Source organism: Jiangella mangrovi (assembly GCF_014204975.1).
Lineage (GTDB): Bacteria > Actinomycetota > Actinomycetes > Jiangellales > Jiangellaceae > Jiangella > Jiangella mangrovi.
Genome location: NZ_JACHMM010000001.1, coordinates 4,704,054 through 4,729,074 on the forward strand (window position 1 = coordinate 4,704,054; position 25,021 = coordinate 4,729,074).

At 72.4% G+C, this 25,021-nt stretch carries 22 protein-coding genes and 1 pseudogene; 6 read left to right on the forward strand and 17 right to left on the reverse strand.

The window, feature by feature from the left end; genetic code table 11:
* Nucleotides 1-30: 30 nt before the first annotated feature.
* From HD601_RS21710 to HD601_RS21725, 4 genes are all read right to left on the reverse strand, one after another.
* The gene (locus HD601_RS21710; protein WP_184825377.1) at nucleotides 31-993 is read right to left on the reverse strand and encodes a TAXI family TRAP transporter solute-binding subunit; all 963 of its coding nucleotides are present in this window, start codon (nucleotides 991-993) and stop codon (nucleotides 31-33) included.
* Nucleotides 990-2,366, reverse strand: a complete 1,377-nt coding sequence (locus HD601_RS34085) for an ATP-binding protein (RefSeq protein ID WP_184825379.1) — start codon at nucleotides 2,364-2,366, stop codon at nucleotides 990-992. The genes HD601_RS21710 and HD601_RS34085 overlap by 4 nt, the downstream gene beginning before the upstream one ends.
* 5 nt (nucleotides 2,367-2,371) lie before the next feature.
* Nucleotides 2,372-3,037 carry a response regulator transcription factor gene (locus tag HD601_RS21720; RefSeq protein ID WP_184825381.1) on the reverse strand — a complete coding sequence of 222 codons (666 nt, stop codon included), beginning with the start codon at nucleotides 3,035-3,037 and terminating at the stop codon, nucleotides 2,372-2,374.
* Between the two features lie 142 nt (nucleotides 3,038-3,179).
* Entirely contained in the window at nucleotides 3,180-4,652 is a 1,473-nt protein-coding gene (locus HD601_RS21725; RefSeq protein ID WP_184825383.1) for a M14 family metallopeptidase, read from the reverse strand.
* Nucleotides 4,653-4,981: 329 nt separating this feature from the next.
* Here HD601_RS21725 and HD601_RS21730 point away from each other — a divergent pair, with 329 nt between their 5' ends.
* The 4 genes from HD601_RS21730 (at nucleotide 4,982) to HD601_RS21745 (ending at nucleotide 8,289) form a co-directional block, all read left to right on the forward strand.
* A complete protein-coding gene (locus tag HD601_RS21730) occupies nucleotides 4,982-5,737 on the forward strand; it encodes an amino acid ABC transporter ATP-binding protein (protein WP_184825385.1) in 756 nt (251 codons plus the stop codon).
* Between the two features lie 34 nt (nucleotides 5,738-5,771).
* Nucleotides 5,772-6,671, forward strand: a complete 900-nt coding sequence (locus tag HD601_RS21735) for a glutamate ABC transporter substrate-binding protein (RefSeq protein ID WP_184825387.1) — start codon at nucleotides 5,772-5,774, stop codon at nucleotides 6,669-6,671.
* 92 nt (nucleotides 6,672-6,763) lie between these two features.
* Nucleotides 6,764-7,414 carry an amino acid ABC transporter permease gene (locus HD601_RS21740; protein WP_184825389.1) on the forward strand — a complete coding sequence of 217 codons (651 nt, stop codon included), beginning with the start codon at nucleotides 6,764-6,766 and terminating at the stop codon, nucleotides 7,412-7,414.
* Nucleotides 7,411-8,289 (forward strand): amino acid ABC transporter permease, encoded by an 879-nt coding sequence (locus HD601_RS21745; protein WP_184825391.1) that lies wholly within the window; start codon nucleotides 7,411-7,413, stop codon nucleotides 8,287-8,289. The genes HD601_RS21740 and HD601_RS21745 overlap by 4 nt, the downstream gene beginning before the upstream one ends.
* A 9-nt stretch (nucleotides 8,290-8,298) precedes the next feature.
* On the opposite strand, the gene rny is transcribed toward HD601_RS21745, so the two are convergent.
* From rny to HD601_RS21790, 9 genes are all read right to left on the reverse strand, one after another.
* Entirely contained in the window at nucleotides 8,299-9,933 is a 1,635-nt protein-coding gene (gene rny, locus HD601_RS21750; protein WP_184825393.1) for a ribonuclease Y, read from the reverse strand.
* Nucleotides 9,934-10,853: 920 nt separating this feature from the next.
* Complete coding sequence (locus HD601_RS21755; RefSeq protein ID WP_221441192.1) at nucleotides 10,854-11,345, reverse strand: RecX family transcriptional regulator; 492 nt, start codon at nucleotides 11,343-11,345, stop codon at nucleotides 10,854-10,856.
* 286 nt (nucleotides 11,346-11,631) lie between these two features.
* Nucleotides 11,632-12,669: a recombinase RecA gene (gene recA / locus HD601_RS21760; protein WP_184825395.1), complete on the reverse strand. Its 1,038-nt coding sequence runs from the start codon at nucleotides 12,667-12,669 to the stop codon at nucleotides 11,632-11,634.
* Nucleotides 12,670-12,823: 154 nt separating this feature from the next.
* Entirely contained in the window at nucleotides 12,824-14,128 is a 1,305-nt protein-coding gene (locus tag HD601_RS21765; RefSeq protein ID WP_184825397.1) for an MFS transporter, read from the reverse strand.
* The gene (locus HD601_RS21770; protein ID WP_184825399.1) at nucleotides 14,125-14,934 is read right to left on the reverse strand and encodes an ABC transporter permease; all 810 of its coding nucleotides are present in this window, start codon (nucleotides 14,932-14,934) and stop codon (nucleotides 14,125-14,127) included. Before HD601_RS21770 ends, HD601_RS21765 begins: the two co-directional genes overlap by 4 nt.
* Nucleotides 14,931-15,743: an ABC transporter permease gene (locus HD601_RS21775; protein WP_221441193.1), complete on the reverse strand. Its 813-nt coding sequence runs from the start codon at nucleotides 15,741-15,743 to the stop codon at nucleotides 14,931-14,933. Before HD601_RS21775 ends, HD601_RS21770 begins: the two co-directional genes overlap by 4 nt.
* The gene (locus tag HD601_RS21780; protein ID WP_184830112.1) at nucleotides 15,743-16,657 is read right to left on the reverse strand and encodes an ABC transporter ATP-binding protein; all 915 of its coding nucleotides are present in this window, start codon (nucleotides 16,655-16,657) and stop codon (nucleotides 15,743-15,745) included. Before HD601_RS21780 ends, HD601_RS21775 begins: the two co-directional genes overlap by 1 nt.
* 90 nt (nucleotides 16,658-16,747) lie before the next feature.
* Nucleotides 16,748-17,344, reverse strand: coding sequence for a hypothetical protein (locus tag HD601_RS21785; RefSeq protein ID WP_184825401.1), 597 nt, complete (start codon nucleotides 17,342-17,344; stop codon nucleotides 16,748-16,750).
* Nucleotides 17,345-17,365: 21 nt separating this feature from the next.
* Nucleotides 17,366-17,560: a DUF3046 domain-containing protein gene (locus HD601_RS21790; RefSeq protein WP_184825403.1), complete on the reverse strand. Its 195-nt coding sequence runs from the start codon at nucleotides 17,558-17,560 to the stop codon at nucleotides 17,366-17,368.
* A gap of 65 nt (nucleotides 17,561-17,625) precedes the next feature.
* Here HD601_RS21790 and HD601_RS21795 point away from each other — a divergent pair, with 65 nt between their 5' ends.
* Nucleotides 17,626-22,248 (forward strand): ATP-dependent helicase, encoded by a 4,623-nt coding sequence (locus HD601_RS21795; protein ID WP_184825405.1) that lies wholly within the window; start codon nucleotides 17,626-17,628, stop codon nucleotides 22,246-22,248.
* Between the two features lie 272 nt (nucleotides 22,249-22,520).
* A complete protein-coding gene (locus HD601_RS21800) occupies nucleotides 22,521-22,967 on the forward strand; it encodes a GNAT family N-acetyltransferase (RefSeq protein WP_221441195.1) in 447 nt (148 codons plus the stop codon).
* On the opposite strand, the gene HD601_RS21805 is transcribed toward HD601_RS21800, so the two are convergent.
* From HD601_RS21805 to pgsA, 4 genes and pseudogenes are all read right to left on the reverse strand, one after another.
* Entirely contained in the window at nucleotides 22,960-23,430 is a 471-nt protein-coding gene (locus HD601_RS21805) for a flavin reductase family protein (protein ID WP_184825407.1), read from the reverse strand. The genes HD601_RS21800 and HD601_RS21805 overlap by 8 nt on opposite strands.
* A gap of 98 nt (nucleotides 23,431-23,528) precedes the next feature.
* Nucleotides 23,529-23,798 (reverse strand): annotated as a pseudogene (locus HD601_RS34975) (helix-turn-helix domain-containing protein); the annotation flags it as partial.
* A 171-nt stretch (nucleotides 23,799-23,969) separates the two neighbouring features.
* Nucleotides 23,970-24,440, reverse strand: coding sequence for a nicotinamide-nucleotide amidohydrolase family protein (locus tag HD601_RS21815; protein ID WP_184825409.1), 471 nt, complete (start codon nucleotides 24,438-24,440; stop codon nucleotides 23,970-23,972).
* The gene (gene pgsA / locus HD601_RS21820; RefSeq protein WP_184825411.1) at nucleotides 24,437-25,012 is read right to left on the reverse strand and encodes a CDP-diacylglycerol--glycerol-3-phosphate 3-phosphatidyltransferase; all 576 of its coding nucleotides are present in this window, start codon (nucleotides 25,010-25,012) and stop codon (nucleotides 24,437-24,439) included. The genes HD601_RS21815 and pgsA overlap by 4 nt, the downstream gene beginning before the upstream one ends.
* Between the last annotated feature and the right edge of the window lie 9 nt (nucleotides 25,013-25,021).

A 25,021-nucleotide genomic window follows, 5' to 3' on the forward strand; every position in this document is an offset into this window, starting at 1 on the left:
ACCCACTTGAGCAGCTCTTGAGCTAGCTGGTCAGGGCTTCCTTTCTCGGTAGTGACGCAGCGCTCCCGGATGCAGCTCGACCGGCCCTGTGTAGATCGCCCGGCGGCCGTTCAGCTGGGCAGCGGCCGCCACCCCCTCGGCGATCGCGGCCCGCCGGTCGAACAGGATCCCGGTGACCTCCGCGATGACGGCCTCGTCCGCCTCCGCGCTGGTCACCAGGAAGTTGGGGACGGCCATGGTCACGACGGGCTCGGCCAGGCCGTACGCGCCGGCGGGCACGACGGCCTGCCGGTAGACGCCGCCGTGGGCGCGGCTGACCTCGTCGATCACCGGTCGCAGCTCCACCAGCCGGATCGGCACCGCCGCGGCCAGCTCCGCCACGCCCGGTGTCGGCAGGCCGCCGGACCAGAAGAACGCGTCGAGCCGGCCCTCGCGCAGGGCGGCGATGGACGCGTCGATGCCCAGCGGGTCGAGCAGCAGCTCGCCCTCGGCGACGCCGGCCGCGGCGAGCAGCCGCCGGGCGATGACCTCGGTGCCGGAGCCGACCGCGCCGAGCGACACCCGGCGGCCGCGCAGGTCGCCCAGCTCGGTGACGTCGGACGCGGCCGGGACGACCACGTGGACGAGGTCGTCGTAGAGGCGCGCGACCGACCGGATCGGCAGCGGCCCGTCGAACGGCGCCCGGCCGGCGACGGCGTCGGCCGCGGCATCGGCGGCGGTGAAGCCGAGCAGCGCCTCGCCGGTGGCCACCAGCCCGAGGTTCTCGACCGACCCTGCGGTCTCGGCGACGCTCGCGCCGACGCCGAGCCGCTCGGCCAGCTCGCCGGCCAGCCGGTCGCCGTAGCTGTAGTAGACGCCGGTGGTGCCGCCGCCGGCCACCACGATCGGCGCGGCCGCCGCCGCGGGCTCCGGCCCGCCGCCCACACAGCCGCCGGTGGTCGCGACCACCGCCGTCAAGGCCGCGGCAGCCAGCACGGCCCGCACGCGTCTCATGCGCCCGGCGCCTCTCGCGGGACCCACAGCGTGACTGCGAGCCCGCCGCCGTCGGCCGCGGCCACCTCGAGGCGCCCGCCGCAGGAGCCGAGGAACTCGGTGGCGATGGCCAGCCCGAGTCCGGCACCGCGGACGTTCTGGTGCCGTGGGCTGCGCCAGAACCGGTCGGCCACGTGCTCGATCTCCTCCGGGTCGAGGCCGGGCCCGCGGTCGCGGACGGTGACGCGGGCGTGGTCGCCGGCCGGCTCCACCCGCACGTCGACGGCGCTGCCGGCGGGGGCGAACTTCAGGGCGTTGTCGACGACGGCGTCCAGCGCGCTCTCGACGACGATGTCGTCGACCTCGCACCAGACCTCACCGCGCACGTCCAGGACGACGGCGACGCCGGTCTCGCGGGCGACCGGCTGCCAGGCGTCCAGCCGGCCCCGGACCAGCGCTCCGAGCTCGGCCGGGGCCGCGCCCGCCGCCGCCTGGTCGCGGGCGAGCATCAGCAGGGCGTCCAGGATCCGGGCCAGGCGCCGGCCCTCCTCGCGGACGTGCTCGATCTCCGAGCCCGCGTCGTCGCCGAGCGAGAAGTGCAGGTCCTCGATGCGCAGCAGCAGCGCGTTCAGCGGGTTGCGCAGCTCGTGCGAGGCGTTGGAGACGAACTCCTGCTGCTTGTAGATGAGCTGCTCGACCTTCTCGGACATGCCGTTGAACGCCGTCACGACGCGGCGAAGCTCCGGCGGGCCCGAGGCGCCGGCGATGCGCGCGCCGACGTGGCCGTGCCAGATCTCCGTCATGGCGGCGTCGACCATGCGCACCGGCCGCAGCACCCAGTGCGCGAGCCGGCTGGCCAGCAGGACGCACGCGGCGACGGCCGCGACCCCGCCGAGCAGCACCACGATCAGCTGCCGCCGGTGCTGCTCGGCCAGCTGCCGGCTGCTGGACGACGTGACGACGGCGCCCAGCAGGTCGCCGCTGTCGAAGACCGGCTCGGCGACCAGCAGCTCCCCCGCCGACCACGGCGACATCTCGTCCAGCGTGCTGTCGGACCGGCCGGAGAGCGCGGCGTCGACCACCCGCTGCCGCGGCGCCGCGAGGTCGTCGACGCGCAGCCCGTTGGTCGCCCAGATGCCGCCGCTGTTGTCGAGCACCGCCGCCTCGATGCCGTAGACGTCGCGGTAGCGGTCCAGCTCGCGGTCGACCAGCTGCGGGTCGCCGGCCGCGAACGCCTGCCGGGCCGTCGCGACGAACAGGTTCGCGTCGGCCAGCCGGTCGAGGTACAGGTCCTGGTGGCCCGCGTGCGACAGGCTTCGGGCGTAGGCGACGCCCAGCACCACCAGCAGCGCGGCCAGGGGGATGGTGAGCACCGCGATCAGACGGGCGCGCACCCGGCCTACCGCGAGGCCAGGCGGTAGCCGACGCCGCGGACGGTCTCGATGACGTCGTCGGGCCCGAGCTTGCGCCGGATGGAGGCCACGTGCACCTCGAGGCTGCGGCCGAGCCCGCGCCAGCTGGTCTGCCACACCTCGCGCAGGATCCGCTCGCGCGGCAGCACGACGCCGGGGTGGCGGGCCAGCAGCGCCACGACGTCGAACTCCTTCTTCGTCAGCACCACCGTCCGCGACCCCGCCTCGACCCGGCGCGCCGCGAGGTCGATGACGACGTCGCCCACCCGCACCAGCTCGCCGCCGGCGCTCACCCGCGAGCGGCCGCGGCGGTCGACGGCGCCCATGCGGGCGAGCAGCTCGCGGACGTCGTACGGCTTGACCAGGTAGTCGTCGGCGCCCACTTCGAGGCCCTTGACCCGGGCGTTGACCTGCGAACGCGCCGTCACCATGATGACCGGGACGTCGGAGACCCTGCGGATGCGCCGGCACAGGTCGATCCCGTCCATGTCGGGCAGCCCCAGGTCGAGCAGCACCATGTCGGTGCCGGCATCGACGGCACGCAGCGCGGCCGCCCCGTCCTCGGCCCGCACGGTGTCGTAGCCCTGCCGGGTGAGCACCGCCGCCAGGGCGCCGGCCACATGGTTGTCGTCCTCGACCAGCACCACGCGCATGGGGATCACGCTCCGGGGATCGGGATGATGTGCGCCAAATGATGCCATATCACACGGCACTTGACAGCGGCCGTGACAGAGCTGGACGCCGCCGAGCTGCGGTCTCGGCGGCGTCCAGCGACTTTCGGGGTGACTTCCGGCGTCAGCGGCCCACGCCGGACCGCGCCGCCGCCCGGACGATCGCGCCGCCCTCACGCGTGGTGAGGACGCCGTCGGCGCGCAGCTCGTTCACCACCGCGGTGACGTGCCGGACGAACGCACCGTGGCCGGCCCACTCCGCGTCCTCCTGCACCCGGTTGTTCACGGTGCAGCCGTCGGCGAGCGTCGTGTTGGGCACCCCGCTGTCCACACCGCCGACGACGACGGTGCCGCGCAGGTCCGGGTACTCGCGCCGGGCCTCGACGATCGGGTAGCGCGCGTCGCCGTCGAACAACAGCGGCACGATCGGCCGCGCCTCCTGCGCCATCGGCACGAACCCGCGGCCGGAGGCGTAGGACTCGACCCGGAACAGGTCGCGGTGCAACTCGGTCGCGGCGAGCTGGTCGTCGGTGAGCACGTACGCGCAGGCGGCCGGCGACAGGACCTCCTCAGGTGTCGGCGGGAGGTTGTCCTGGCCACCCCAGAAGACCGGCGCACCCGAGGCGCCCTTGACCAGCTCGTTCGCGCGGGCCTCGGCGATGGCCTGCTGCACCTCGTCGCCGTTCTCGATGGCGAAGTCGAGCGTGGAGTAGAAGCCGAGCTCCTGCATACGAACCCGCTCCAGGGGCGGGTTGGCCGTGCTGCTCTCGGTCAGCAGGCCGACGCCGCCGCGCAGGCCCGCGACGTTGCGGAAGATGCGCTCGTCGCCCTCGGTGCTCGACGTGTACCAGTCGACCACGTAGTCCTCGTCCTCGAGGACGTCGCGCATGCTCTGCGCCAGCTCGCCGGAGAGCGCCCGCAACGGATCGTCCACGTTGAGGTTGCGCGGCCACAGCATCGCGAAGTCCAGCGTCCGCGAACCCATCTCGTGCGCGTCCCAGGAGATCGTGGGCCGCACGTCGCGCATGACGCGCCCGATGGCCTGCGATTCCAGCTCCTCCAGATAGTGGTGGTCGCGGTTGATGTCGGTGCGGTTGGCGTTGCCGCGGGTGTTCGCCTCGCGGCCGTCCGGGTTCGCCGTCGGCACCACCAGGACGGTGGTCGTCCGCAGGAACTCCAGGAGCGCCGGGTCCTCGGTGAAGGCGAGGTCGCGGATCTCCTGCAGGCACATCTCCCGCGGCGCCGGCTCGTTCCCGTGCTGGCTGCAGACGATGAACACGGTCTTGGTGCCGTCCAGCTCCTCCACCGGCGGCGGTGCCGGGTTGCCGATGCGGGCCAAGTGCATCGGCCGGCCCTGCAGCGTGGTGCCGAACTGCTCGATGTCGAGCCTCTCGGTCAGCGCGTCGATGTCCTCCAGGTAGGCCTGCTCCTCGGCGAACGTGGTCCAGTCGCCGCCCTCGCGCAGCTCGAATCCGGTCTTCGGCAGGTCCTCGGCGGCTGTCGCCGTCGTCGCCGCCGCGGCCAGCACGGCCGCCGTCGTCGCCGTCGTCGCCAGCACCGCCAGGACCGCTCGCAGTCGGGCACGTCCCATCGTCATGAAACCTCCTCGTCGGGGCCGGGCCGGCCGCCCTGCCGCTTCGTGGCTCCTGCCCCCGCACCCGCATGCAAGCAGCGCCCGGCCCCGGGGTGAACCCGTGTTGAGCAGGTGCTGAGGTTTCGGCCCGGCCGCGGGCGATCCGTGACCGGAACGGCTGCGTCAGGTCACGCTCCGAGTTCCCAGTTCGTTACCAAGAGGTGACCTCAACCGCAGCTCAAAGGGCATGACAGGCGGTCGTCTCCCCCATACGGTTGACGCTTGTCCCGGGTTTCGTCGTGAAGGTGGTGGTGTGAGTCCATGAGCCGGAACCGCAGCCGAGGCGTCTCCCGATGAGCGTCGAGACGCCCGCAGGCCCGCTCGTCGAGCTGCGCGACGTCAACAAGCACTTCGGGAGCCTGCACGTCCTGCGCGACATCAACCTGAGCGTCGACCGCGGCGAGGTCGTCGTCGTCATCGGGCCGTCCGGGTCGGGCAAGTCCACGCTCTGCCGCACCATCAACCGCCTCGAGACCATCGACTCCGGCACCATCGCGGTCGACGGCCGGCCGCTGCCCGAGGAGGGCAAGGCGCTGGCCCGGCTCCGCGCCGACGTCGGCATGGTCTTCCAGGCGTTCAACCTGTTCGCGCACAAGACGGTGCTGCAGAACGTCACGCTCGGCCCGATCAAGGCCAAGGGGGTGAAGAAGTCCGAGGCGGAGAAGTCGGCCATGGAGCTGCTCGACCGCGTCGGTGTCGCCGACCAGGCCGCGAAGCTGCCGGCCCAGCTGTCCGGCGGCCAGCAGCAGCGGGTGGCCATCGCCCGCGCGCTGGCCATGAAGCCCAAGGTCATGCTGTTCGACGAGCCCACGTCGGCACTCGACCCCGAGATGATCAACGAGGTGCTGGACGTCATGATCACCCTCGCCCACGAGGGCATGACGATGGTCGTCGTCACCCACGAGATGGGGTTCGCGCGCCGGGCGGCGAACCGCGTCGTCTTCATGGACGCCGGCAGCATCGTCGAAGAGGCCACGCCTGAGGAGTTCTTCACCAACGCGCAGAGCGACCGGGCCAGAGATTTCCTCAGCAAGATCCTGACTCACTGAGAACGACGAAAGTCATCGTTAAGGAGTGCACACGATGCGTACCCGATCGACCCTGCGGCGCTACAGCGCCCTGGCTGCGACGGCGCTGACCGCGACCCTCGTCCTGGCCGCGTGCGGCGACGACGACGGTGGCGACGACGGCGGCGACAGCGGCTCCGAGCCCACCGCCGAGGCCGGTGACTTCCCCGAGGGCAGCACCATGGCCGAGCTGGCCGAGGCCGGCAGCATCACCGTCGGCACCAAGTTCGACCAGCCGCTGTTCGGCCTGGTCGGCCCCGACGGCACGCCCGTCGGCTTCGACGTCGAGATCGCCAAGATCATCGCCGGCGAGCTGGGCATCAGCGAGGACAACATCGAGTGGGTCGAGACCGTGTCGGCCAACCGCGAGCCGTTCATCGAGGACGGCCAGGTCGACATCGTCGTCGCCACCTACACCATCAACGACGAGCGCAAGCAGCTCGTCGACTTCGCCGGCCCGTACTTCATCGCCGGCCAGACGATCATGGTGCTCGAGGACAACAGCGACATCAACGGCCCCGACGACCTCGCCGGCCGCCGGGTCTGCTCGGTCGAGGGCTCGACGCCCGCCGAGAACATCCGCACCAACTACCCCGAGGCGGAGCTCTTCCCGACCGGCGCGTACTCCGACTGCCTCGAGCCGCTGCGCAACGGCCAGGTCGACGCCGTCACCACCGACAACGTCATCCTGTCCGGCTTCGTCGACCAGAACCCGGGCGAGTTCAAGCTCGTCGGCGACCCGTTCACCGAGGAGCCCTACGGCATCGGCCTCACCCACGGTGACACCGAGTTCCGCAACTGGATCAACGACGTCCTCGAGGAGTCCTTCGAGGACGGCCGCTGGGCCGAGGCGTGGGAAGAGACCGCGGGCGCGGTCCTCGAGACGCCGGAGCCGCCGCAGGTCGACCGCTACTGAGCCTGCGCTCACCTCGCCGGATGGACCGCCGCCTCGCGCGGCGGTCCATCCGTTCTGAGTTCTGACGTTCCCGCCGCCGGAAGGGCCGCCTGATGGACACCGTGATCGACGAGCTCCCGTTGTACTGGGAGGGGTTCACCACGACCCTCGCGCTCACCCTGCTGTCCGCCGTCATCGCGCTGGTGGTGGGGACGATCCTCGGTGCCTTCCGGGTGTCGCCGGTGCCGACGCTGCGCTGGTTCGGCACCGCGTACGTCGAACTGGTGCGCAACACGCCGCTCACGCTGGTCTTCATCTTCTTCGTCTTCGTGGCGCCGCAGCTGGGCTGGACCCCGGACGACTTCTTCATCCCGGCGGTCGTCGCGCTGTCGGTCTACACCGCGGCGTTCGTGTGCGAGGCGGTCCGCTCGGGCATCAACAGCGTCGGCCTGGGCCAGGCCGAGGCGTCGCGGGCCATCGGGCTGACGTTCCCGCAGACGCTGCGGCTGGTCGTGCTGCCGCAGGCGTTCCGGACGGTCGTGCCACCGTTGATCAACATCTTCATCGCGCTGACGAAGAACAGCTCCGTCGCCGGCGGGTTCTTCGTGGCCGAGCTGTTCGGCGTCGCCCGGCAGCTCACCAACGCGCACCCGGCCGACATCATCCCCGTCCTGATCGGCATCGCGGCCTTCTACCTGGTCATCACGATTCCGGCCGGAATCCTCGCCGGCTACGTCGAGCGGAAGGTGGCGTTCGCCCGATGAGCTCCATCCTGTACGACGCCCCCGGTCCCCGGACCCGCCGCCGGACCATGTTGTGGTCGGTCCTCGGCGCCGTGTTCGTCCTGGGCCTGCTGTACCTCGCCTACCGTCAGCTCGACTCGCGCGACCAGTGGGACCCCGAGCGCTGGCAGATCTTCACCGACCCGCCGCAGGGCCAGACCGCGGGCGACGTCTGGAGCTCGCTGCTCATCGACGGGCTAGGCGCGACCCTGCGGGCCGCTGGCATCGCCGCCGTCCTCGCGCTGGCGCTGGGCGTGATCCTGGCGGTGCTGCGCATGTCGGTCGTGGGTGCGGTGCGCTGGCCGACGACGGTCGTCATCGAGTTCTTCCGCGGCCTGCCGGTCGTGCTGCTGATGTTCTTCGGCGTCATCGCCATCGGGCTGCCGATCTTCTGGGGCGTCGTCTTCGGCCTGGTTGTCTACAACTGCGCGATCTTCGCCGAGATCCTGCGGGCCGGCATCGTGTCGCTGCCGCGCGGGCAGTCGGAGGCCGCGTACGCCATGGGGCTGTCACGGCGGCAGACGCTGTTCACCGTCCTGCTCCCCCAGGCCGTCCGCCGCATGCTGCCGTCGCTGGTGAGCCAGCTGGTCGTGCTGCTGAAGGACACCTCGCTGGGCTTCATCATCGGCTACGCCGAACTGCTGCGACGGCTGCAGCTGAACACCCAGTTCTTCGGGCAGCGCTACTGGTTCCAGTTCTTCGTCGTGGGTGCGGCCATCTACATCACCGTCAACTTCACGCTGTCGCGGCTCGCGGTCTATCTGGAGCGGCGCGGCACGAAGAAGGCGGCCGGTGGCGTGGCCAAGGCCGACGACGCGGCCATCGGCGGGACCAGCGCCACCGGCGTCTCGGTCTAGCGGTGTGATCTAGCGGGCGAACTCGGTCGAGCGGGACTCGCGGACGACGGTGATGCGGATCTGGCCGGGGTAGGTCAGCTCCTCCTCGACCTGCTTGGCGATGTCGCGGGCCAGCACCTGCGCCTGGATGTCGTCGACGACGTCGGGCAGCACCATGACCCGGACCTCGCGGCCGGCCTGCATGGCGAAGACCTTCTCGACGCCGTCGTGGCTCATCGAGATCTCTTCCAGCCGCTCGAGCCGGCGCACGTACGCCTCGAGGGACTCGCGGCGGGCGCCCGGCCGGCCGCCGGAGATGGCGTCGGCAGCCTGGGTGAGGACGGCCTCGACGGTGCGCAGCTCGACCTCGTTGTGGTGGGCCTCGATGGCGTGGACGACGTCGTCGTTCTCGCCGTAGCGGCGGGCGATCTCGGCGCCGATGAGCGCGTGGCTGCCGTCGACCTCGTGGGTGAGCGCCTTGCCGATGTCGTGCAGCAGCGCGCACCGCTTGTTCAGCTTGACGTCGAGGCCGAGCTCGCCGGCCATCATGCCGGCCAGGTGCGCCGACTCGATGAGGTGCTTGAGCACGTTCTGCCCGTACGACGTGCGATAGCGCAGCCGGCCGAGCAGCGCGACGAGGTCGGGGTGCATGTCGGTGATGCCCATCTCGACGAGGGCGTCCTCGCCGGCGCGCACGCACAGGGCCTCGACCTCGGCCTTGCTCTTCTCGTACTGCTCCTCGATGCGGTGCGGGTGGATGCGCCCGTCGAGCACCAGCTCTTCGAGCGTCAGCCTGGCCACCTCGCGGCGAACCGGGTCGAAGCAGGACAGCAGCACCGCCTCGGGGGTGTCGTCGATGATGAGGTTGACGCCCGTGACCTGCTCGAAGGCGCGGATGTTGCGGCCCTCGCGGCCGATGATGCGACCCTTCATCTCATCGCCCGGCAGGTGCAGCACCGACACCACCGACTCGGCCGTCTGCTCGCTGGCGAGGCGCTGGATGGCCAGCGTGATGATCTCTCGCGCGCGCGCCTGCCCGTTCTCGTTGGCTTCCTTCTCGATGTCGCGCACCCGCATGACGGCGGCGCGCTTCGCCTCGTCCTCGACGGTGGCGACGAGCTCGGCCTTCGCCTGCTCGGCGGTCAGCTGCGCGGTCCGCTCGAGCACGGCGCGCCGCTCGGCCTCGAGGGCGTCGAGCTCAGCGGTGCGGGCGGTGAGCTCCGCGGTCTGCGCCTCGACCTGCTGCAGCCGCTCTTCCAACGCCTCGGTGTCGGCCGTGACGCGCTCTTCACGCTCGGTGAGCTTCTGCTCGCGGCGGTCGAGGTCGGTGCGCTGCTCGCGGAGGCCGGCGCTGGCCTCGTCGGCGCGCTCGCGGGCCTTGTCGGCCTCGGCGGCGGCGCGTGCCTTCAGCTCCGACGCCTCGGTGGCGGCTTTGGTCCGCAGCTCCTCGGCCTCGCGGCGGGCAGCGGTCCGGACCTCGTCGGCCTCGGACTGGGCGGCCGAGCGCAGCCGCACGGAGTCGGCCTCGATCTGGGCGAACAGCTCAGCGGAGTTGGCTCGGGCGCCCTCGACGCCACGCAGCCGGCTGAACAGAACGAACAGCGCTACTGCCAGCAGCGCCACGACAACCAGTCCGACCAGCAGAATTGCCGTTCCGGTGTCCATCGGCGGGCTCCCTCACATATCGCGGACTGCGCAGGCAGACCGGCTGCTGGCGGGAACCGCACCACGACCGCACCCGCACCGCGGACGATGCGAGTCTCGAACCACCGACGTGCCACATCAGCGCTGCGGCACGCACACCTCGACGAGCCGCTTCGGCCTGCCCTGCGCGGGCCTCGGCGGAACTGTGGTGTTGAGCCTTGCCGTGTTCACTATGTCCGATCCGCGGTCGCGGAGTTGTTCTCCACCTTTGGAGTTGAGGTTACGTAAGGGTGTACACACGGTCAAGCAGCGGGAACGCGTGCCGCGCCCCGGGTTCGGCCGGGGGTTCGAGGTTCTGCCGAGGTGGTGAGGTGGGCGCGCCCCGCCGTTCTCCGACGGCGTGCCTGGGGCTGTGGACAGCGATGATCATCAACGATCGCCTACATCATGAGGATGACCCGAGCCCCAACACGATTGCAGGCGTGATGAGGCTCAGGTAATCGTGGTGGGCGGCCCAGCCACGAGTCGTCCAGCAGCAGTAACTCGCCCACGACGCCCGTCAGGAGGGAGTTCTCCCCGCTATAGCGAGGAAAGTCCCTCCCGACAGCACCGCGGCCCGACTTCAATGGCGCCAGCCGTCTTCGATGGCAAGAACCGTCCTCTGCGGCCCCGCCAGAGCGCAGAAGACGGCTGGCGCTATTGAAGACGGCGGCCACCATCGAGGACGACCGAAGCCAGCAATGAGCCACCCACCCGTCGCCAGACTCCCCCCGGCCCCCTGATAGCTGCCCGTTCTTAGGCCGCGGACGCGCGGGTCAAGCGGACCCCCACGGCGCGAAGCGCCACCAGGGTCCGCTTGAGGCGCGCGTCCGCGGCCAAGAGAATGGGCAGCAGGGGGCCGGGGGAAACCCAGCGCAACCACACGAACCCAAGAAAGGACCTCAGTCGGCGAGGAACTCCTCGGGAAGGTCCATGCCGTCGACGCCGTCGGCCTCGAGGACTTCGCGGACGACGCGGAACGACAGGCCGGGCGGGTAGCCCTTGCGCGCCAGCATGCCGGTGAGCCGGCGGGTGCGGGCGACGGGGTCGAGGCGGCGGGTGCTGGCGAGGCGCTGCTGGACCAGGGCGCGGGCGGTGCGCTCCTCCTGCTCGGGGTCGACGGTCTCGACGGCTTCGGCGGCGACCTTGGGTTCGACGCCGCGTTTGCGCAGCTCGTAGCCGAGGGCACGGCGGGCGAGGCCGCGGCCGGCGTGGCGGGACTCGACCCAGGCGCGGGCGTAGGCGGCGTCGTCGACCAGGCCGACGTCGGCGAAGCGGTCGAGGACGCCGTCGCGGACCTCTTCGGGGACGCCCTTGCGAGCCATGGCGGCGTCCAGCTGGGCGCGGGTCTGCGGCGCGACCGACAGGCGGTTCAGCGCGACCGTTCGCGCCACGGACTCCGGGTCGGCGTCGGGATCGAGCTCGCGATCCTCACCGCCGCGCCGGCCGCCGCCTCGGGACCCACCAGCGCGAGACCCACCAGAGCGAGACCCACCAGAGCGAGACCCACCGACACCAGACTCACCGCCGGCGTGGGATCTGCCGGCCCGGGACCGCCTCACGCGTGCATCGGTCCCGGGCTCGGACTCGCCCACGCCGGGCTCGCCGGCCCCGTGGTCGTCGTCGGAGGGTCCCGGGCGGCCGCGACGCGACCGCCCGGCGTTGCTGCTCACCACCGGCTCAGAAGTCGACCGGGGCTTCTTCGACCGGGACGTTGACCTTCGGGCCGACGCCCAGCTTCTCCTTGATCTTCTTCTCGATCTCGTCGGCGAGGTCGGGGTTGTCCTTGAGGAAGTTGCGGGCGTTCTCCTTGCCCTGCCCCAGCTGGTCGCCCTCGTAGGTGTACCAGGCGCCGGACTTGCGCACGATGCTCTGCTCGACGCCGAGGTCGATGAGGCCGCCCTCGCGGCTGATGCCCTCGCCGTAGATGATGTCGAACTCGGCCTGCTTGAACGGCGGCGCGACCTTGTTCTTGACCACCTTGACGCGGGTGCGGTTGCCGACCGCGTCGGTGCCGTCCTTGAGCGTCTCGATACGACGGACGTCGAGGCGGACGGAGGCGTAGAACTTCAGCGCCTTGCCGCCGGTGGTGGTCTCGGGCGAGCCGAAGAACACGCCGATCTTCTCGCGCAGCTGGTTGATGAAGATGGCGGTGGTCTTGGACTGGCTCAGCGCACCGGCGATCTTGCGCAGCGCCTGGCTCATGAGCCGGGCCTGCAGGCCGACGTGGCTGTCGCCCATCTCGCCCTCGATCTCGGCCTTGGGCACCAGCGCCGCCACCGAGTCGACGACGATGATGTCGAGCGCGCCGGACCGGATGAGGGTGTCGGCGATCTCGAGCGCCTGCTCACCGGTGTCGGGCTGGGAGACGAGCAGGGAGTCGGTGTCGACCCCCAGCGCCTTCGCGTAGTCGGGGTCGAGCGCGTGCTCGGCGTCGATGAAGCCCGCGACGCCGCCGGCGCGCTGGGCGTTGGCCACCGCGTGCAGCGCGACGGTGGTCTTGCCGGAGGACTCGGGGCCGTAGATCTCGATCACCCGGCCGCGCGGCAGCCCGCCGATGCCGAGCGCGACGTCGAGGGAGATGGCCCCGGTGGGGATCACCTCGATGGGGACGCGAGCCTCCTCGCCCAGCCGCATCACCGAGCCCTTGCCGAACGAGCGCTCGATCTGCGCGAGCGCGGCCTCGAGCGCTTTGTCGCGGTCCGAGGAAACAGCCATGGGCACCACCTGGGGTCGACGGGCCGGCGCACGGCCCTGCGTTTTCTTGGTCATCGCCGGAGACGTTACGCGGTGCCACCAACAAGATCGGGAACGAACTCCCGAGATTGTGGACAACCGCGCCGAGCGACCTCCGGTGTGGACAGAACAGACTCTATGCCGAACGGGTGTTCGAGAGCGAGCGACACGCCGGAATCAGCATGGCGACGGCCGGAGCGGCCAGCAGGGCCGCCGCCGAGGCGTTGAGGACGCCGTACCCGTACGACCCCACCACGACCCCGGCCAGCGCTCCCCCGCCGGCCGCCGCCAGCCCCATGAGCAGGTCGGACGCGCCCTGGACCGCGGGCCGGTCGTCTGCCCCGACGGCGTCGGTGAGCAGCGTCGACCCCGCCACCATGCACGCCGACCAGCCCAGTCCGAGCAGGAAGAGTCCCGCCGTCAGCCCCGGCGAGTGGCCCTCGTGGGCCGTACCGGCCAGCGCGACGGAGACCAGCAGGATCAGCACGCCGCCGAGGATCACGGGCACCCGTCCGACGCGGTCGACGAGCCAGCCCATGACCGGCGACAGCGCGTACATGCCGGCGACGTGGACGCTGATGACGAAGCCGATGATCGAGATCGAGGCGCCGCCGTGCGTCATGTGCACCGGCGTCATGACCATGACGGTCACCATGACGGTGTGCCCGATGACGACGGAGAGCAGCCCCAGCACCGCGGGCGGGCTGGCGGAGATGGCCGACCACCCGGCCCGCAGCACACCCCGTCGGCGCACGAATGCCGCGGACCCGCCACCCAGCCGCCGCGCCGTCAGCAACGGGTCGGGACGCAGCCCGGCCAGGACCACCAGCGAGCCGAGCCCCAGCACCACGACACCGATGAGGAACGGCCCGGCCAGCGGCTCGATGCCGATGGCCTCGGCGACGTCGCCCGAGGGCCCGGCGAGATTGGGACCGGCCACCGCGCCCACCGTCGTCGACCAGACGACGACGGAGAGCGCCCGGCCGCGGCTGCCCGCCGGCGCGAGGTCGGTGGCCGCATAACGGGCCTGCAGGCCGGCCGCCGTCCCGCCGCCCAGCAGCGCCGTGCCCACCAGCAGGAGTGGGAAGACCTGCCACTGCGTGCCCAGGACCGCGAGGAGCGCGCCGACGGCCCCCAGCCCGTACGCCAGGCCGAGCCCGATGCGCCGTCCGTGCGACACCGCGAGCGACGCCGCCGGCATGGCCAGCAGCGCCGCGCCGAGCACCTGGGTGCTCTGCACGAGACCGGAGAGGTCCTCGCGCTCGAACACCTCGGTGACGACGACGGCGCCGACGGCGATGGCCGCGGAGATGCCCAGCCCGCCCGCGACCTGGCTCGCGACCAGCGTGCGGACGGTGTGCCGCTGGATCGCGGCGGCCTCCAGCTGCGCCTCGTCCGCCTCGTCCGCCCCGCCCGCCCCGGCCGTCTCTGCCGCCGTCACCGGAGCAGCAGCCGTTCGATGCGGCGGGCCGCCAACAGCAGGCCCACGACACCCATCACCGACAAATACGCCACGTGCGCCAGGATGCCCCACGAGACGTCGCCGAGCATCAGGTCCCTGGTCATCGCGACGCCGTGGTAGAGCGGCGTCGCCTGGACGACCCACCGGATGGACTCGTCGTACGTGGACAGCGGGTAGAACGTGGCCGAGAACAGGAACATCGGCAGCAGCGCGAGCTGGATGTAGTCGAAGTCCTGCCAGCTGCGCAGATACGTGGTGACCGTCATGCCGACGGCGGCGAAGGCCAGCCCAATGAGGCTCGCCGCCGGCAGCGCCAGCACCGCCCACCACGACCGGACGACGCCCGCGGCCGCCGCGACCACCAGGAACGCCGTCGAGTACAGCAGCCCTCGCAGCAGCGCCCAGGTGATCTCGCCGACGGCGACGTCGCGCGGGCCGAGCGGCGTGGCCAGCACGGAGTCGTAGAGCTTGGCGTACTTGAGCTTGAAGAACAGGTTGAACGTGGAGTCGAAGACGGCGCCGTTCATGGCCGCGGCCGCCATCATGGCCGGCGCGACGTAGACGGCGTAGTCGACCATGCGCCCGCCGCCGGCGTCGACGTCGCCGATGAGGGCGCCCAGCCCCACGCCCAGCGAGAACAGGTAGAACAACGGCTCGAACAGTCCGCTGACCAGCGTGACCCAGCCGTGCCGGAACGCGCGGGCGTTGCGCTCGACCAGCGCCCGGGCCATGCCGGCGCCGGCGGGGACGGGCAGCGCCCGCGCGAGCGTGCTGACCGCGCTCATGTGACCAGCCGCTTCCGGAAGCTCGCGAACGCCAGCCACAGCCCGCCGGCGGCCCACGCCGTCAGGTACGCGACGTGCCCGAGCGAGCCGAGCGCCGTCGCCGTCCCCGTGACCAGGCTCCGGCACAGCTCGACGCCGTGCCAGAGCGGCGTGACGCGGGCGACCGCCTCGAGCACGCCGGGCAGCTGCTCGACCGGGAAGAACGTGCCGGAGAACAGGAACATCGGCATGACGATGAACCGGAACAGCACGTTGAAGCCGCTGTCGTCGTCCTGCCGGGCGGCGAACGCGAACACCGGTGTGGTGAACGCCAGCCCCGTCAGCACCGCCGCCGGGACCGCCAGCAGCACCCACCAGGACGTGATGGCGCCCAGCACGACGGCGACGACGGCGAACGCCACGCTGGTGATGGCGACACGCATGGTGACGAACACGACGTGCCCGAGGACGACGTCGGCGATGCCCAGGGGCGCGGCCAGCATGGCGTGGTACTGCCGTTGCCATTTCAGGGCGCCCATGACGGGGAACGTCGACTCGCCGACGGCGGTCTGCATGGCCTGGGCGGCGAGGATGCCCGGCGCGATGAACTGCACGTAGCCGGGTGTGCCGAGACCGCCGGTGGCGCCGTCGTCGATCAGCGTGCCGAGCCCGAACCCCATGGCGACCAGGAAGAACAGCGGGCCGAGGAAGCCGCTGATGAGGGAGCCGCGCCAGACCCGGCGGTAGTTGGTGAGCCAGTAGGCGAAGGCGCGCCGGGCCATGCGCCCCTCGCGCGGCTGGACGGCGGTCGTCCCCGTAGCCGTCGTCATCAGTCGACCAGCGTCCGGCCGGTGAGGTGCAGGAACACGTCCTCGAGCGTGGAGCGCCGGGCCAGTACCGACAGCGGCTCGAGGCCGCGCTGCTGCACGGCGGCGGCCGTGGCGTCGCCGTCGTCGGTGTAGAGGAGCAGGCGGTCGGGCAGCACCTCGACGCGCTCGGCGAGGTCGGTGAGCTTGGCCGCGTAGGGCGCGTGGTCGTCGTCGGCGAAGCGCAGCTCGAGCACCTCGCGGGTGGCGTGCAGCGCGATGAGCTCGCGCGGCGACCCCTCGGCGACGATGCGCCCACCGTCCATGACGACGAGGCGGTCGCACAGTTGCTCGGCCTCGTCCATGTAGTGCGTGGTGAGGACCAGCGTGACGCCGGAGCGCTTGAGCCGAAACAGCCGGTCCCACAGCACGTGCCGGGCCTGCGGGTCGAGCCCGGTGGTGGGCTCGTCGAGCAGCAGCAGCTCGGGGTCGTTGACCAGCGACCGGGCGATGGTCAGCCGCCGCTTCATGCCACCGGACAACGGCTCGACGACGCTGTCGGCGCGCTCGGTGAGCTGGGCGAACTCGAGCAGCTCGGCGGCCTTGGCGCGGACGTGTGCCCGCGACAGGCCGAAGTAGCGGCCGTAGACCAGGAGGTTCTCGCGGACCGTCAGCTCCTCGTCGAGGGTGTCGCGCTGCGGCACCACCCCCAGTCGCGCCCGGATGGCCGGCCCGTCGGCGGCGGGGTCCATGCCGAGGATGCGCAGGCTGCCGTCGGAGGGCGGCGACACGCAGCCGATCATGCGCATGGTCGACGACTTGCCGGCGCCGTTGGGCCCCAGGAACCCGAACGCCTCGCCCCGCCGCACCTCGACGTCGATGGCGTCGACCGCGGTGAACCCGCCGAACCGCTTCGTGAGCCGGTGGGCGCTGATCATGGGCGGGTCGCCGGGGCGTTCTGTCACGAACCGGACGCTACCCCGGCCTTCCGACAGCGGGCATCCGAGTTTCCGGACGGATGCGCCCGCTCAGCCCGCCGTCTCGACCACGTCCCGGACGTAGAACAGGTACCAGAGGCGGACCGGCGTTCCGTCGCCCTCGCCGATGGTCATCGTGGGCTTGATCGCGGTGGACACCGCGCCGTTCGCGCCGTTGTAGTTGTCCTCGTGGCGTGTCACGTTGACGTCGGCGGTCTCGGCCCACCGCGCACTCTCGGCCCATCCGGCGACCTGCGCGGCGTCGACACCGAGGAGCTCCGCGTCCGCCACCATCCGGTCGGCGGCGGCCTGGCCGTCGGCCTCGGTCCAGAACAGGTTGACCTGGTCCACGAAGCCGTGCCGGGTGGTCACCGTCATCTCCTCGGTACGCCCGGACCAGGTGCCGGTGGGGAGCGTGAGACTCACGGTGGGGTCGTCGGGCACGTCGACGATCACCATCTGGTCCGCCGGGAGTCCCAGGGCCTCCGCCTCGAGCGGCCGGGTCAGGTCCCACTGGAGGGTGACGCCGTCGCCGAAGAGCCGGGCGCCGTCGTCGTCCTCGTCACCGCCGACGCGGACGGTGCAACCGGCCGCCACCGCCATCGCGGCGATCGCGACCGCGGCAAGGATCACCTGCCGGACAGACATTCGGCCCATCCCACCCAGGTCTCAGCGGTCGCCCGGGGACAGGTGCAGCGCGTCGGCGACGGCGCGCCAGACGACCTTGGTGTCCTCGCCCGCCGCGAGGGCCTGGTGGACCGTGCGCCCGCCGAGGCCGTCGATGACGTAGTCGCGCGCCCACGAGTCCGCGTACGTGGCGCCCAGATGGTGTTCCATCCGTTCCCAGAAGTCCGTCAGCCGCACGGCGCAAGGATATGCCGAACGGTGAACGCGCCGACCTTGTCGGTGGGCCGGGCGATGATGGGTGGATGGCAGACGTCCTCGAACTGTTCGGCCCGGCCACGCGTGCGTGGTTCGCCGGGTCGTTCGCCGCGCCCACGGCGGCACAGGAGGGCGCCTGGCGGTCGGTCTCGGCCGGCAACAACGCGCTGGTGGTGGCGCCGACGGGGTCGGGCAAGACGCTCGCCGCGTTCCTGTGGGCGCTGGACCGTCTGGCGTCGGAGCCGGTGCCCGACGACCCCACCCATCGCTGCCGTGTCCTCTACGTCTCGCCGCTCAAGGCGCTCACCGTCGACGTCGAGCGGAACCTGCGGGCGCCGCTGGCCGGCATCGGGCACGCGTCGGCCCGCCTCGGCCTGCCGGCGCCCGACATCAGTGTCGGCATCCGCTCCGGCGACACCCCCGCCGACGAGCGACGGCGTTTCACCAAGCGCCCGCCCGACGTCCTCATCACCACGCCCGAGTCGCTGTTCCTGCTGCTCACGTCCCAGGCGCGCGAGTCGCTGCGACACGTCCAGACCGTCATCGTCGACGAGGTGCACGCTGTCGCCGGCAGCAAGCGCGGCGCCCACCTGGCGCTGTCGCTCGAGCGGCTCGACGCGCTGCTCGAGACGCCGGCGCAGCGCATCGGGCTGTCGGCGACGGTGCGGCCCATCGAAGAGGTGGCCCGGTTCCTCGGCGGCAGCCGCCCGGTCGAGATCGTCACCCCGCCCAGCGAGAAGCGGTGGGACCTCAAGGTCGTCGTGCCGGTGCCCGACCTCGACGAGCTCGACGCCGTCGCGCCCCCGGTGCCGGCGCCGGTCGGGTTCGACGAGGAGGGCGACGGCGGCACCGCCTCCATCTGGCCGCACGTCGAGCAGCGGGTCGTCGACCTCGTCGAGCAGCACTCGTCGACCATCGTCTTCGCCAACTCGCGGCGGCTGGCCGAGCGGCTGACGGCGCGGCTGAACGAGATCGCGGCCGAGCGCGACGAGGAGCGCCCGGCCGAGGAGAAGCCGACGACCAACCACCCGCCGCCCGCGTCGCTCATGGCGCAGGCGGGGTCGACGCACGGCGGTGCGGCCACCATCGCGCGCGCCCACCACGGCTCGGTCAGCAAGGAGCAGCGGGCGCTCATCGAGGACGACCTCAAGTCCGGCCGGCTGCCCGCCGTCGTCGCCACCAGCAGCCTCGAACTGGGCATCGACATGGGCGCGGTCGACCTCGTCGTCCAGGTCGAGTCGCCGCCGTCGGTGGCCAGCGGGCTGCAGCGGGTCGGCCGGGCCGGGCACCAGGTCGGCGCGGTCTCCAGCGGCGTGCTGTTCCCGAAGTACCGCGGCGACCTCGTCCAGACCGCCGTCGTCGCCGAGCGCATGGTCAGCGGGCAGATCGAGGAGATGGCGGTCCCCCGCAACCCCCTCGACGTGCTCGCCCAGCAGATCGTCGCCATGGTCGCCATGGACGACTGGACGGTCGACGACGTCCTCGCACTGGCCCGCCGGGCGCACCCGTTCGCCACGCTGCCGCAGTCGTCCTACGACGCCGTCCTCGACATGCTGGCCGGGCGCTACCCGTCCGACGAGTTCGCCGAGCTGCGGCCGCGGCTGGTCTGGGACCGCGCCGCCGGCGTGCTCAAGGGCCGCCCGGGCGCGCAACGGCTCGCCGTCACCAGCGGCGGAACCATCCCCGACCGCGGCCTGTTCGGCGTCTTCCTGGTCGGCTCCGATCCGCGCCGGGGCGGGGCCCGGGTCGGCGAGCTCGACGAGGAGATGGTGTACGAGTCGCGGGTCGGCGACGTCTTCGCGCTCGGCGCCACCAGCTGGCGCATCGAGGACATCACCCACGACCGCGTCATGGTCTCCCCCGCCCCCGGACACCCGGGCAAGCTGCCGTTCTGGCACGGCGACACGCTGGGGCGGCCGGCCGAGCTGGGGGCCGCCGTCGGCGCGTTCGTCCGCGAGATGAACAAGCTGCCCGAGCCGAAGGCGCGCGAGCGGGCGGCGAGCGCGGGGCTCGACGAGTGGGCGGTCGACAACCTCCTCGACTACGTCCGCGAGCAGCGCGAGGCCACCGGCCACGTCCCCGACGACCGCACCCTGGTGGTCGAGCGCTTCCGCGACGAGCTCGGCGACTGGCGGCTGATCCTGCACTCGCCGTACGGCGCCCGGGTGCACGCGCCGTGGGCACTGGCCATCGGCGCCCGGCTGCGCGAGCGCTACGGCGTCGACGTCCAGGCCGCACATGCCGACGACGGCATCGTCCTGCGCATCCCCGACACCTTCGACGGCATGGGCATCGGTGTCGACGGGGTCGGCTCCGGCGAGCTGTCCGGGGCGGAGGCGCCCGACGCCCGGCTGGTCGTGCTCGACCCCGACGAGCTCGACGACATCGTCACCGGCGAGGTCGGCGGGTCGGCGCTGTTCGCGTCGCGGTTCCGCGAGTGCGCCGCGCGGGCGCTGCTGCTGCCGCGCCGCTCCCCCGACCGCCGTTCCCCGCTGTGGCAGCAGCGGCAGCGCTCGGCCCAGCTGCTGCAGGTCGCGTCGAAGTACGGCTCGTTTCCCATGCTGCTCGAGACCATGCGCGAGTGCCTGCAGGACGTCTACGACCTCGACGGCCTGCGCGACCTCATGCGCCGGGTCGCCGGCCGGCAGGTCAAGGTGGTCGAGGTCGAGACCGCCACCCCCTCGCCGTTCGCGCGGTCGCTGCTGTTCGGCTACGTCGCGGCCTTCATGTACGAGGGCGACTCCCCGCTGGCCGAGCGGCGGGCGCAGGCGCTGACGCTCGACTCCGCGCTGCTGGCCGAGCTGCTGGGCCAGACCGAGCTGCGCGAGCTGCTCGACCTCGAGGTGGTCGAGCGCACCGAGGCCGAGCTGCAGAGGCTGGTCCCCGAGCGGAAGGCCCAGCACGTCGAGGGCGTGGCCGACCTGCTGCGGCTGCTCGGCCCGCTGACGACGGACGAGGTGGCGGCCCGGTCGTCGGAGCCGGCCGACGCGCCGGGTCATCTCGACGAGCTGGTCCGGCAGCGGCGGGTCATCGCCGTGCGCATCGCCGGCCAGCAGGTCTGGGCCGCGGTCGAGGACGCCGCCCGGTTGCGCGACGCGCTCGGGGTGGCACTGCCCGGCGGGGTGCACGACGCGTTCACCGCGCCCGTGGCCGACCCGCTCGGCGACATCGTGGCCCGCTACGCCCGCACCCACGGCCCGTTCCACGCCGCCGACGTCGCGACGCGGTTCGGGCTGGGCGTCGCGGTGGTCGTGTCGACGCTGCGTCGGCTGGCCGCCGAGGGGCGCGTCGTCGAGGGCGAACTGCGCCCCGGCAGCACCGGCACCGAGTGGTGCGACGCCGAGGTGCTGCGGTTGCTGCGCCGCCGGTCGCTGGCGGCGCTGCGGAAGGAAGCCGAGCCGGTCGACGCCGCGACACTGGGACGGTTCCTGCCGGCCTGGCAGTCGGTGGGCAGCTCGCTGCGCGGGCCCGACGGCGTGCTGCGGGTGGTCGAGCAGCTGGGCGGGTCGGCGGTCCCGGCCAGCGCGCTGGAGTCCCTGGTCCTGCCGGCCCGGGTGGCCGGCTACACGCCCGCGTGGCTCGACGAGCTGACCGCGGCCGGCGAGGTGGTGTGGTCCGGGCACGGGACGCTGCCCGGGTCGGACGGCTGGGTGTCGCTGCACCTCGCCGACACCGCGCACCTGACCCTGCCCGACGTCGACCTCGCCGACGCCGAGGCGCCGCTGCACGCAGCGGTGCTCGTGACGCTGGCCGGTGGCGGGGCGTACTTCTTCCGGCAGCTCAGCGACGCGGTGACGCCGCTGGTCGAGACCCCGCCCGACGACCCTGCGCTGACGACGGCGCTGTGGGACCTCGTGTGGGCCGGGCTGGTCACCAACGACACCCTGACGCCGCTGCGCTCGCTGCTCTCCGGCCGGCCGGCACACCGGTCCCGCCCGGCCCGGCCCCGGTCGCGGTACGCCCGCGGTCGTCCGGCCATGCCCTCGCGCACGGGCCCTCCGGCCGCCGCCGGCCGCTGGTCGCTGCTGCCCGACCGCGACACCGACACGACCCGGCGCGCGCACGCGGCCGCCGAGGCACTGCTCGACCGGCACGGCGTCGTCACCCGCGGCGCGGTGCAGGCCGAGCGGCTGCCGGGCGGGTTCGCGGCGGCCTACCGGGTGCTGTCGGCGTTCGAGGACACCGGCCGGGCCCGCCGCGGCTACTTCGTGGCCGGGCTGGGCGCGGCGCAGTTCGGCACGCCCGGCGCGGTCGACCGGCTCCGGTCCTTCGCCCAACTCGACGACGACCGCCCGGCCAGCGCGCTGGTGCTGGCGGCGACCGATCCCGCCAACCCGTACGGCGCGGCGCTGCCCTGGCCCGAACGCGGCGAGTCCGGCTCGGCCGGGCACCGGCCGGGCCGCAAGGCGGGCGCGCTGGTCGTGCTCATCGACGGCGCCCTGGCCCTGTACGTCGAGCGGGGCGGGCGGACCCTGCTGTCCTGGACCGACGAAGCCGCTCACCTGCGCGCTGCCGCCGACGCCCTGGCGCTGTCGGTGCGCGAGGGCGCCCTCGGAGCGCTGCGGGTCGAACGCGCCGACGGCGAGCAGGTCACCACCACCCCGCTCGGCGAGGCCCTCACCGCGGCCGGCTTCCACGTCACCCCGCGAGGGCTGCGGCTGCGCGGCTGAGAGAGATGAGGCGGCGCGGCGCGACCCCGCGCGGCCAGCCAGACGCGAGAAGCGGGGCCGCAGTCAAGGGCCCATGCGACCAGCGGCGACGGCCGACGCCGCCGGGCACAGCGGGCCGGTGACGGGTGGGTAGGTCGGCCGCTTCAAGGAGCGAGAGTCCAGCATCGGCATGTAGACGCTGATGCCAACTGCAGTTGGCCTCACCGTCTACACGCCGGCATCGGACTCTCTCGCTCGAACCGCGACACGCCCGGCCACCGTAATCTGGGCTGGTGATTCTCGCGACGCACGCCGGCTACGAGGTCGACGACGACCCGGCCCGGCTCGACATCGACGTCATCACCGGATTCTTGCTGACGGCGTACTGGAGCAAACACCGCTCGCGCGAGACCACCGAGCGCGCCGTCGCCCGGTCGTTCGGCGTGGGTCTCTATGCGCGCGACGGCGAGCAGGTGGGGTTCGCGCGCGTGGTCGGCGACGCGACGACGTTCGCGTGGCTGGCCGACGTGTTCGTGCTGCCGGAGCACCGCGGCCAGGGCCTGGCCCGCATCCTGGTGAATGCCGTCCTCGAGCACCCCGACCACGCCGGCGTCGAGCGCTGGATGCTCGCCACCCTCGATGCCCATGGGGTGTACGAGCCGCTGGGGTTCGGCCCGATCGAGGTGATCGACCGGTTCATGATCCGCTCCGGGCCGACGGCGGCGCCCGTGATCAGGTGATCTCGGGGCCTGGCTCGTAGTAGCGGCGGTCGACGTGCACCAGGGGCAGCACGCCGGTGACGTCGTGGGCGACCGCGACCACCCGGCCCAGGGCGATGGTGTGGTCGCCGGCGTCGACCAGTGAGTGCGGCACGCACTCGACGGCGGCGGCCGCGCCGGTGAAGACCAGCTCGCCGTGGCCCGAGCGCCGGGTCGGCCAGGGCGAGAAGTCGTCGCGAGCGCCGGGATGGCGCTCGCGAGCTCCGTAGTGGGACAGGTCGAGTTGATCGGTGGCGAGGAACGACAGCGACCAGCCGTCGGCGACGAACAGCGCGTCGTGGATGAAGCCGTCCTTCTTCACGCAGGCCATGATCAACGGCGGTTCCAGCGACACCGATGACACGGCGGTGACGGTGAGGCCGCAGTCGCGCCCGACCGGGTCGAGCACCGTGAGCAACGCCACACCGCCCGCGAGGCGGGCCATGGCGTCACGGAACTCGGGCGCAGGCTTCGGCCGGGACGTGGACTCCGGCAGCAGCGTCAGCCGACCTTGACGACGTCGCGTGGCCGGGCGGACTCGCGAGGACGCAGCTCGGTGAGCGCACCCACCGCCGCCGCCTCGACGCGCATCATCTCGTCGCTGACCTCGCGCAGCACCTCGGACATCGGCAGATCGAGCGCCTCGCAGATGGCCGCGAGCAGCTCGGACGATGCTTCCTTGCGGCCACGCTCGACCTCGGACAGGTACCCGAGACTCACGCGCGCCGCTGCCGAGATCTCGCGAAGGGTGCGGCCCTGCTCGATCCGGCGACGCCTCAAGACATCGCCGACGAGCCGTCTGATGAGAACCATCGGCTACCCCTCTCGCGATTCGTCTCGACTGTGCTTGAGTCCACCGTACCTTCTGATTCGTACGTTTGCGTTTCCAGCCTCGCCGGGAACGACGGGGTGCACAGAAGAATTCATCTCACGCGTTGAAACGACTCGGCACGCCCGGAGATTCCCGATCACCGGGACCGCGTCTCACACCTCGGACAGCAGCGCCAGCACGGCCTCGACGGTCGCCGCGCGGACCTCGTCGCGACCACCCGGCAGGGCGTCGGCGCCGGTGAACGAACGCACCCGCACCCCGTCCGCCGTCGCCACCGCGACATGCACCGTGCCCGGCGGGTGACCGTCCTGCGGATCCGGCCCGGCCACGCCGGTCGTGGCCAGGCCGATGTCGGCGCCCAGCCGCGAGCGCACCCCGGCCGCCATGGCCGCGGCGGTCGACGCCGCGACCGGCCCGTCCGCGTCCAGCACCGACGGCGGCACGCCCGCCAGCGACGCCTTCAGTTCCGTCGCGTACACGACCACTCCCCCGCGCACGACGGCGGACGCCCCCGGCACCGACGTCAGGGCGGCGCAGACGAGCCCGCCGGTCAGCGACTCCGCGGCGGCGACGGACCGCCCGCGATCGATCAGCCCGCGGACGACCTCCTCGGCGGAACTCACGACGTCGCGCTGCGCCGCAGCCGGATGGCCGACAGCACGTAGTCGATGCCGGTGACGACGGTGACGATGACGGCGACCGCCATGACCGACGCCTCGACGGGGTCGGCCCAGCCGGGCAGCGGCATGATGTAGAGGCCGAGGGCCAGCGTCTGCAGCGCGGTCTTGAGCTTGCCCCCGCGGTTGGCGGCCATGACGCCGTAGCGGATGACGGCGAACCGCAGCGCCGTGATGCCCCACTCGCGGACCAGCACGACCACCGTGACCCACCAGGGCAGCTCACCCAGGATGGACAGCCCGACGAACGCCATGCCGGTGAGCGCCTTGTCGGCGATCGGGTCGGCGATCTTGCCGAAGTCGGTGACCAGCCCGCGCCGGCGCGCGATCTCGCCGTCGATCTGGTCGGTGAACATGGCGACGGCGAACGCGATGAACGCCAGCCAGCGCGACGCGTCGTCGTCGCCGCCCTCGCGCAGCAGCAGCCAGCCGAACAGCGGCACCAGCACGACCCGCAGGATGGTCAGTGCGTTCGGGACGTTCCACGGGCTGGGTGGAACGGGTGTCGGTTCGGCCACGGGGCAAGG

Coding starts and splice junctions, on each gene's coding strand:
- HD601_RS21735 (WP_184825387.1), top strand. CDS start 5,772: ATGCGTACCCGATCGACCCTGCGGCGCTACAGCGCCCTGGCTGCGACG.
- HD601_RS21730 (WP_184825385.1), top strand. CDS start 4,982: ATGAGCGTCGAGACGCCCGCAGGCCCGCTCGTCGAGCTGCGCGACGTC.
- HD601_RS21780 (WP_184830112.1), bottom strand. CDS start 16,657: ATGATCAGCGCCCACCGGCTCACGAAGCGGTTCGGCGGGTTCACCGCG.
- HD601_RS21720 (WP_184825381.1), bottom strand. CDS start 3,037: ATGCGCGTGGTGCTGGTCGAGGACGACAACCATGTGGCCGGCGCCCTG.
- HD601_RS21805 (WP_184825407.1), bottom strand. CDS start 23,430: ATGGCCCGCCTCGCGGGCGGTGTGGCGTTGCTCACGGTGCTCGACCCG.
- recA (WP_184825395.1), bottom strand. CDS start 12,669: ATGGCTGTTTCCTCGGACCGCGACAAAGCGCTCGAGGCCGCGCTCGCG.
- HD601_RS21795 (WP_184825405.1), top strand. CDS start 17,626: ATGGCAGACGTCCTCGAACTGTTCGGCCCGGCCACGCGTGCGTGGTTC.
- HD601_RS21745 (WP_184825391.1), top strand. CDS start 7,411: ATGAGCTCCATCCTGTACGACGCCCCCGGTCCCCGGACCCGCCGCCGG.
- HD601_RS21740 (WP_184825389.1), top strand. CDS start 6,764: ATGGACACCGTGATCGACGAGCTCCCGTTGTACTGGGAGGGGTTCACC.
- HD601_RS21785 (WP_184825401.1), bottom strand. CDS start 17,344: ATGTCTGTCCGGCAGGTGATCCTTGCCGCGGTCGCGATCGCCGCGATG.
- HD601_RS21775 (WP_221441193.1), bottom strand. CDS start 15,743: ATGACGACGGCTACGGGGACGACCGCCGTCCAGCCGCGCGAGGGGCGC.
- HD601_RS21725 (WP_184825383.1), bottom strand. CDS start 4,652: ATGACGATGGGACGTGCCCGACTGCGAGCGGTCCTGGCGGTGCTGGCG.
- HD601_RS21770 (WP_184825399.1), bottom strand. CDS start 14,934: ATGAGCGCGGTCAGCACGCTCGCGCGGGCGCTGCCCGTCCCCGCCGGC.
- HD601_RS21710 (WP_184825377.1), bottom strand. CDS start 993: ATGAGACGCGTGCGGGCCGTGCTGGCTGCCGCGGCCTTGACGGCGGTG.
- rny (WP_184825393.1), bottom strand. CDS start 9,933: ATGGACACCGGAACGGCAATTCTGCTGGTCGGACTGGTTGTCGTGGCG.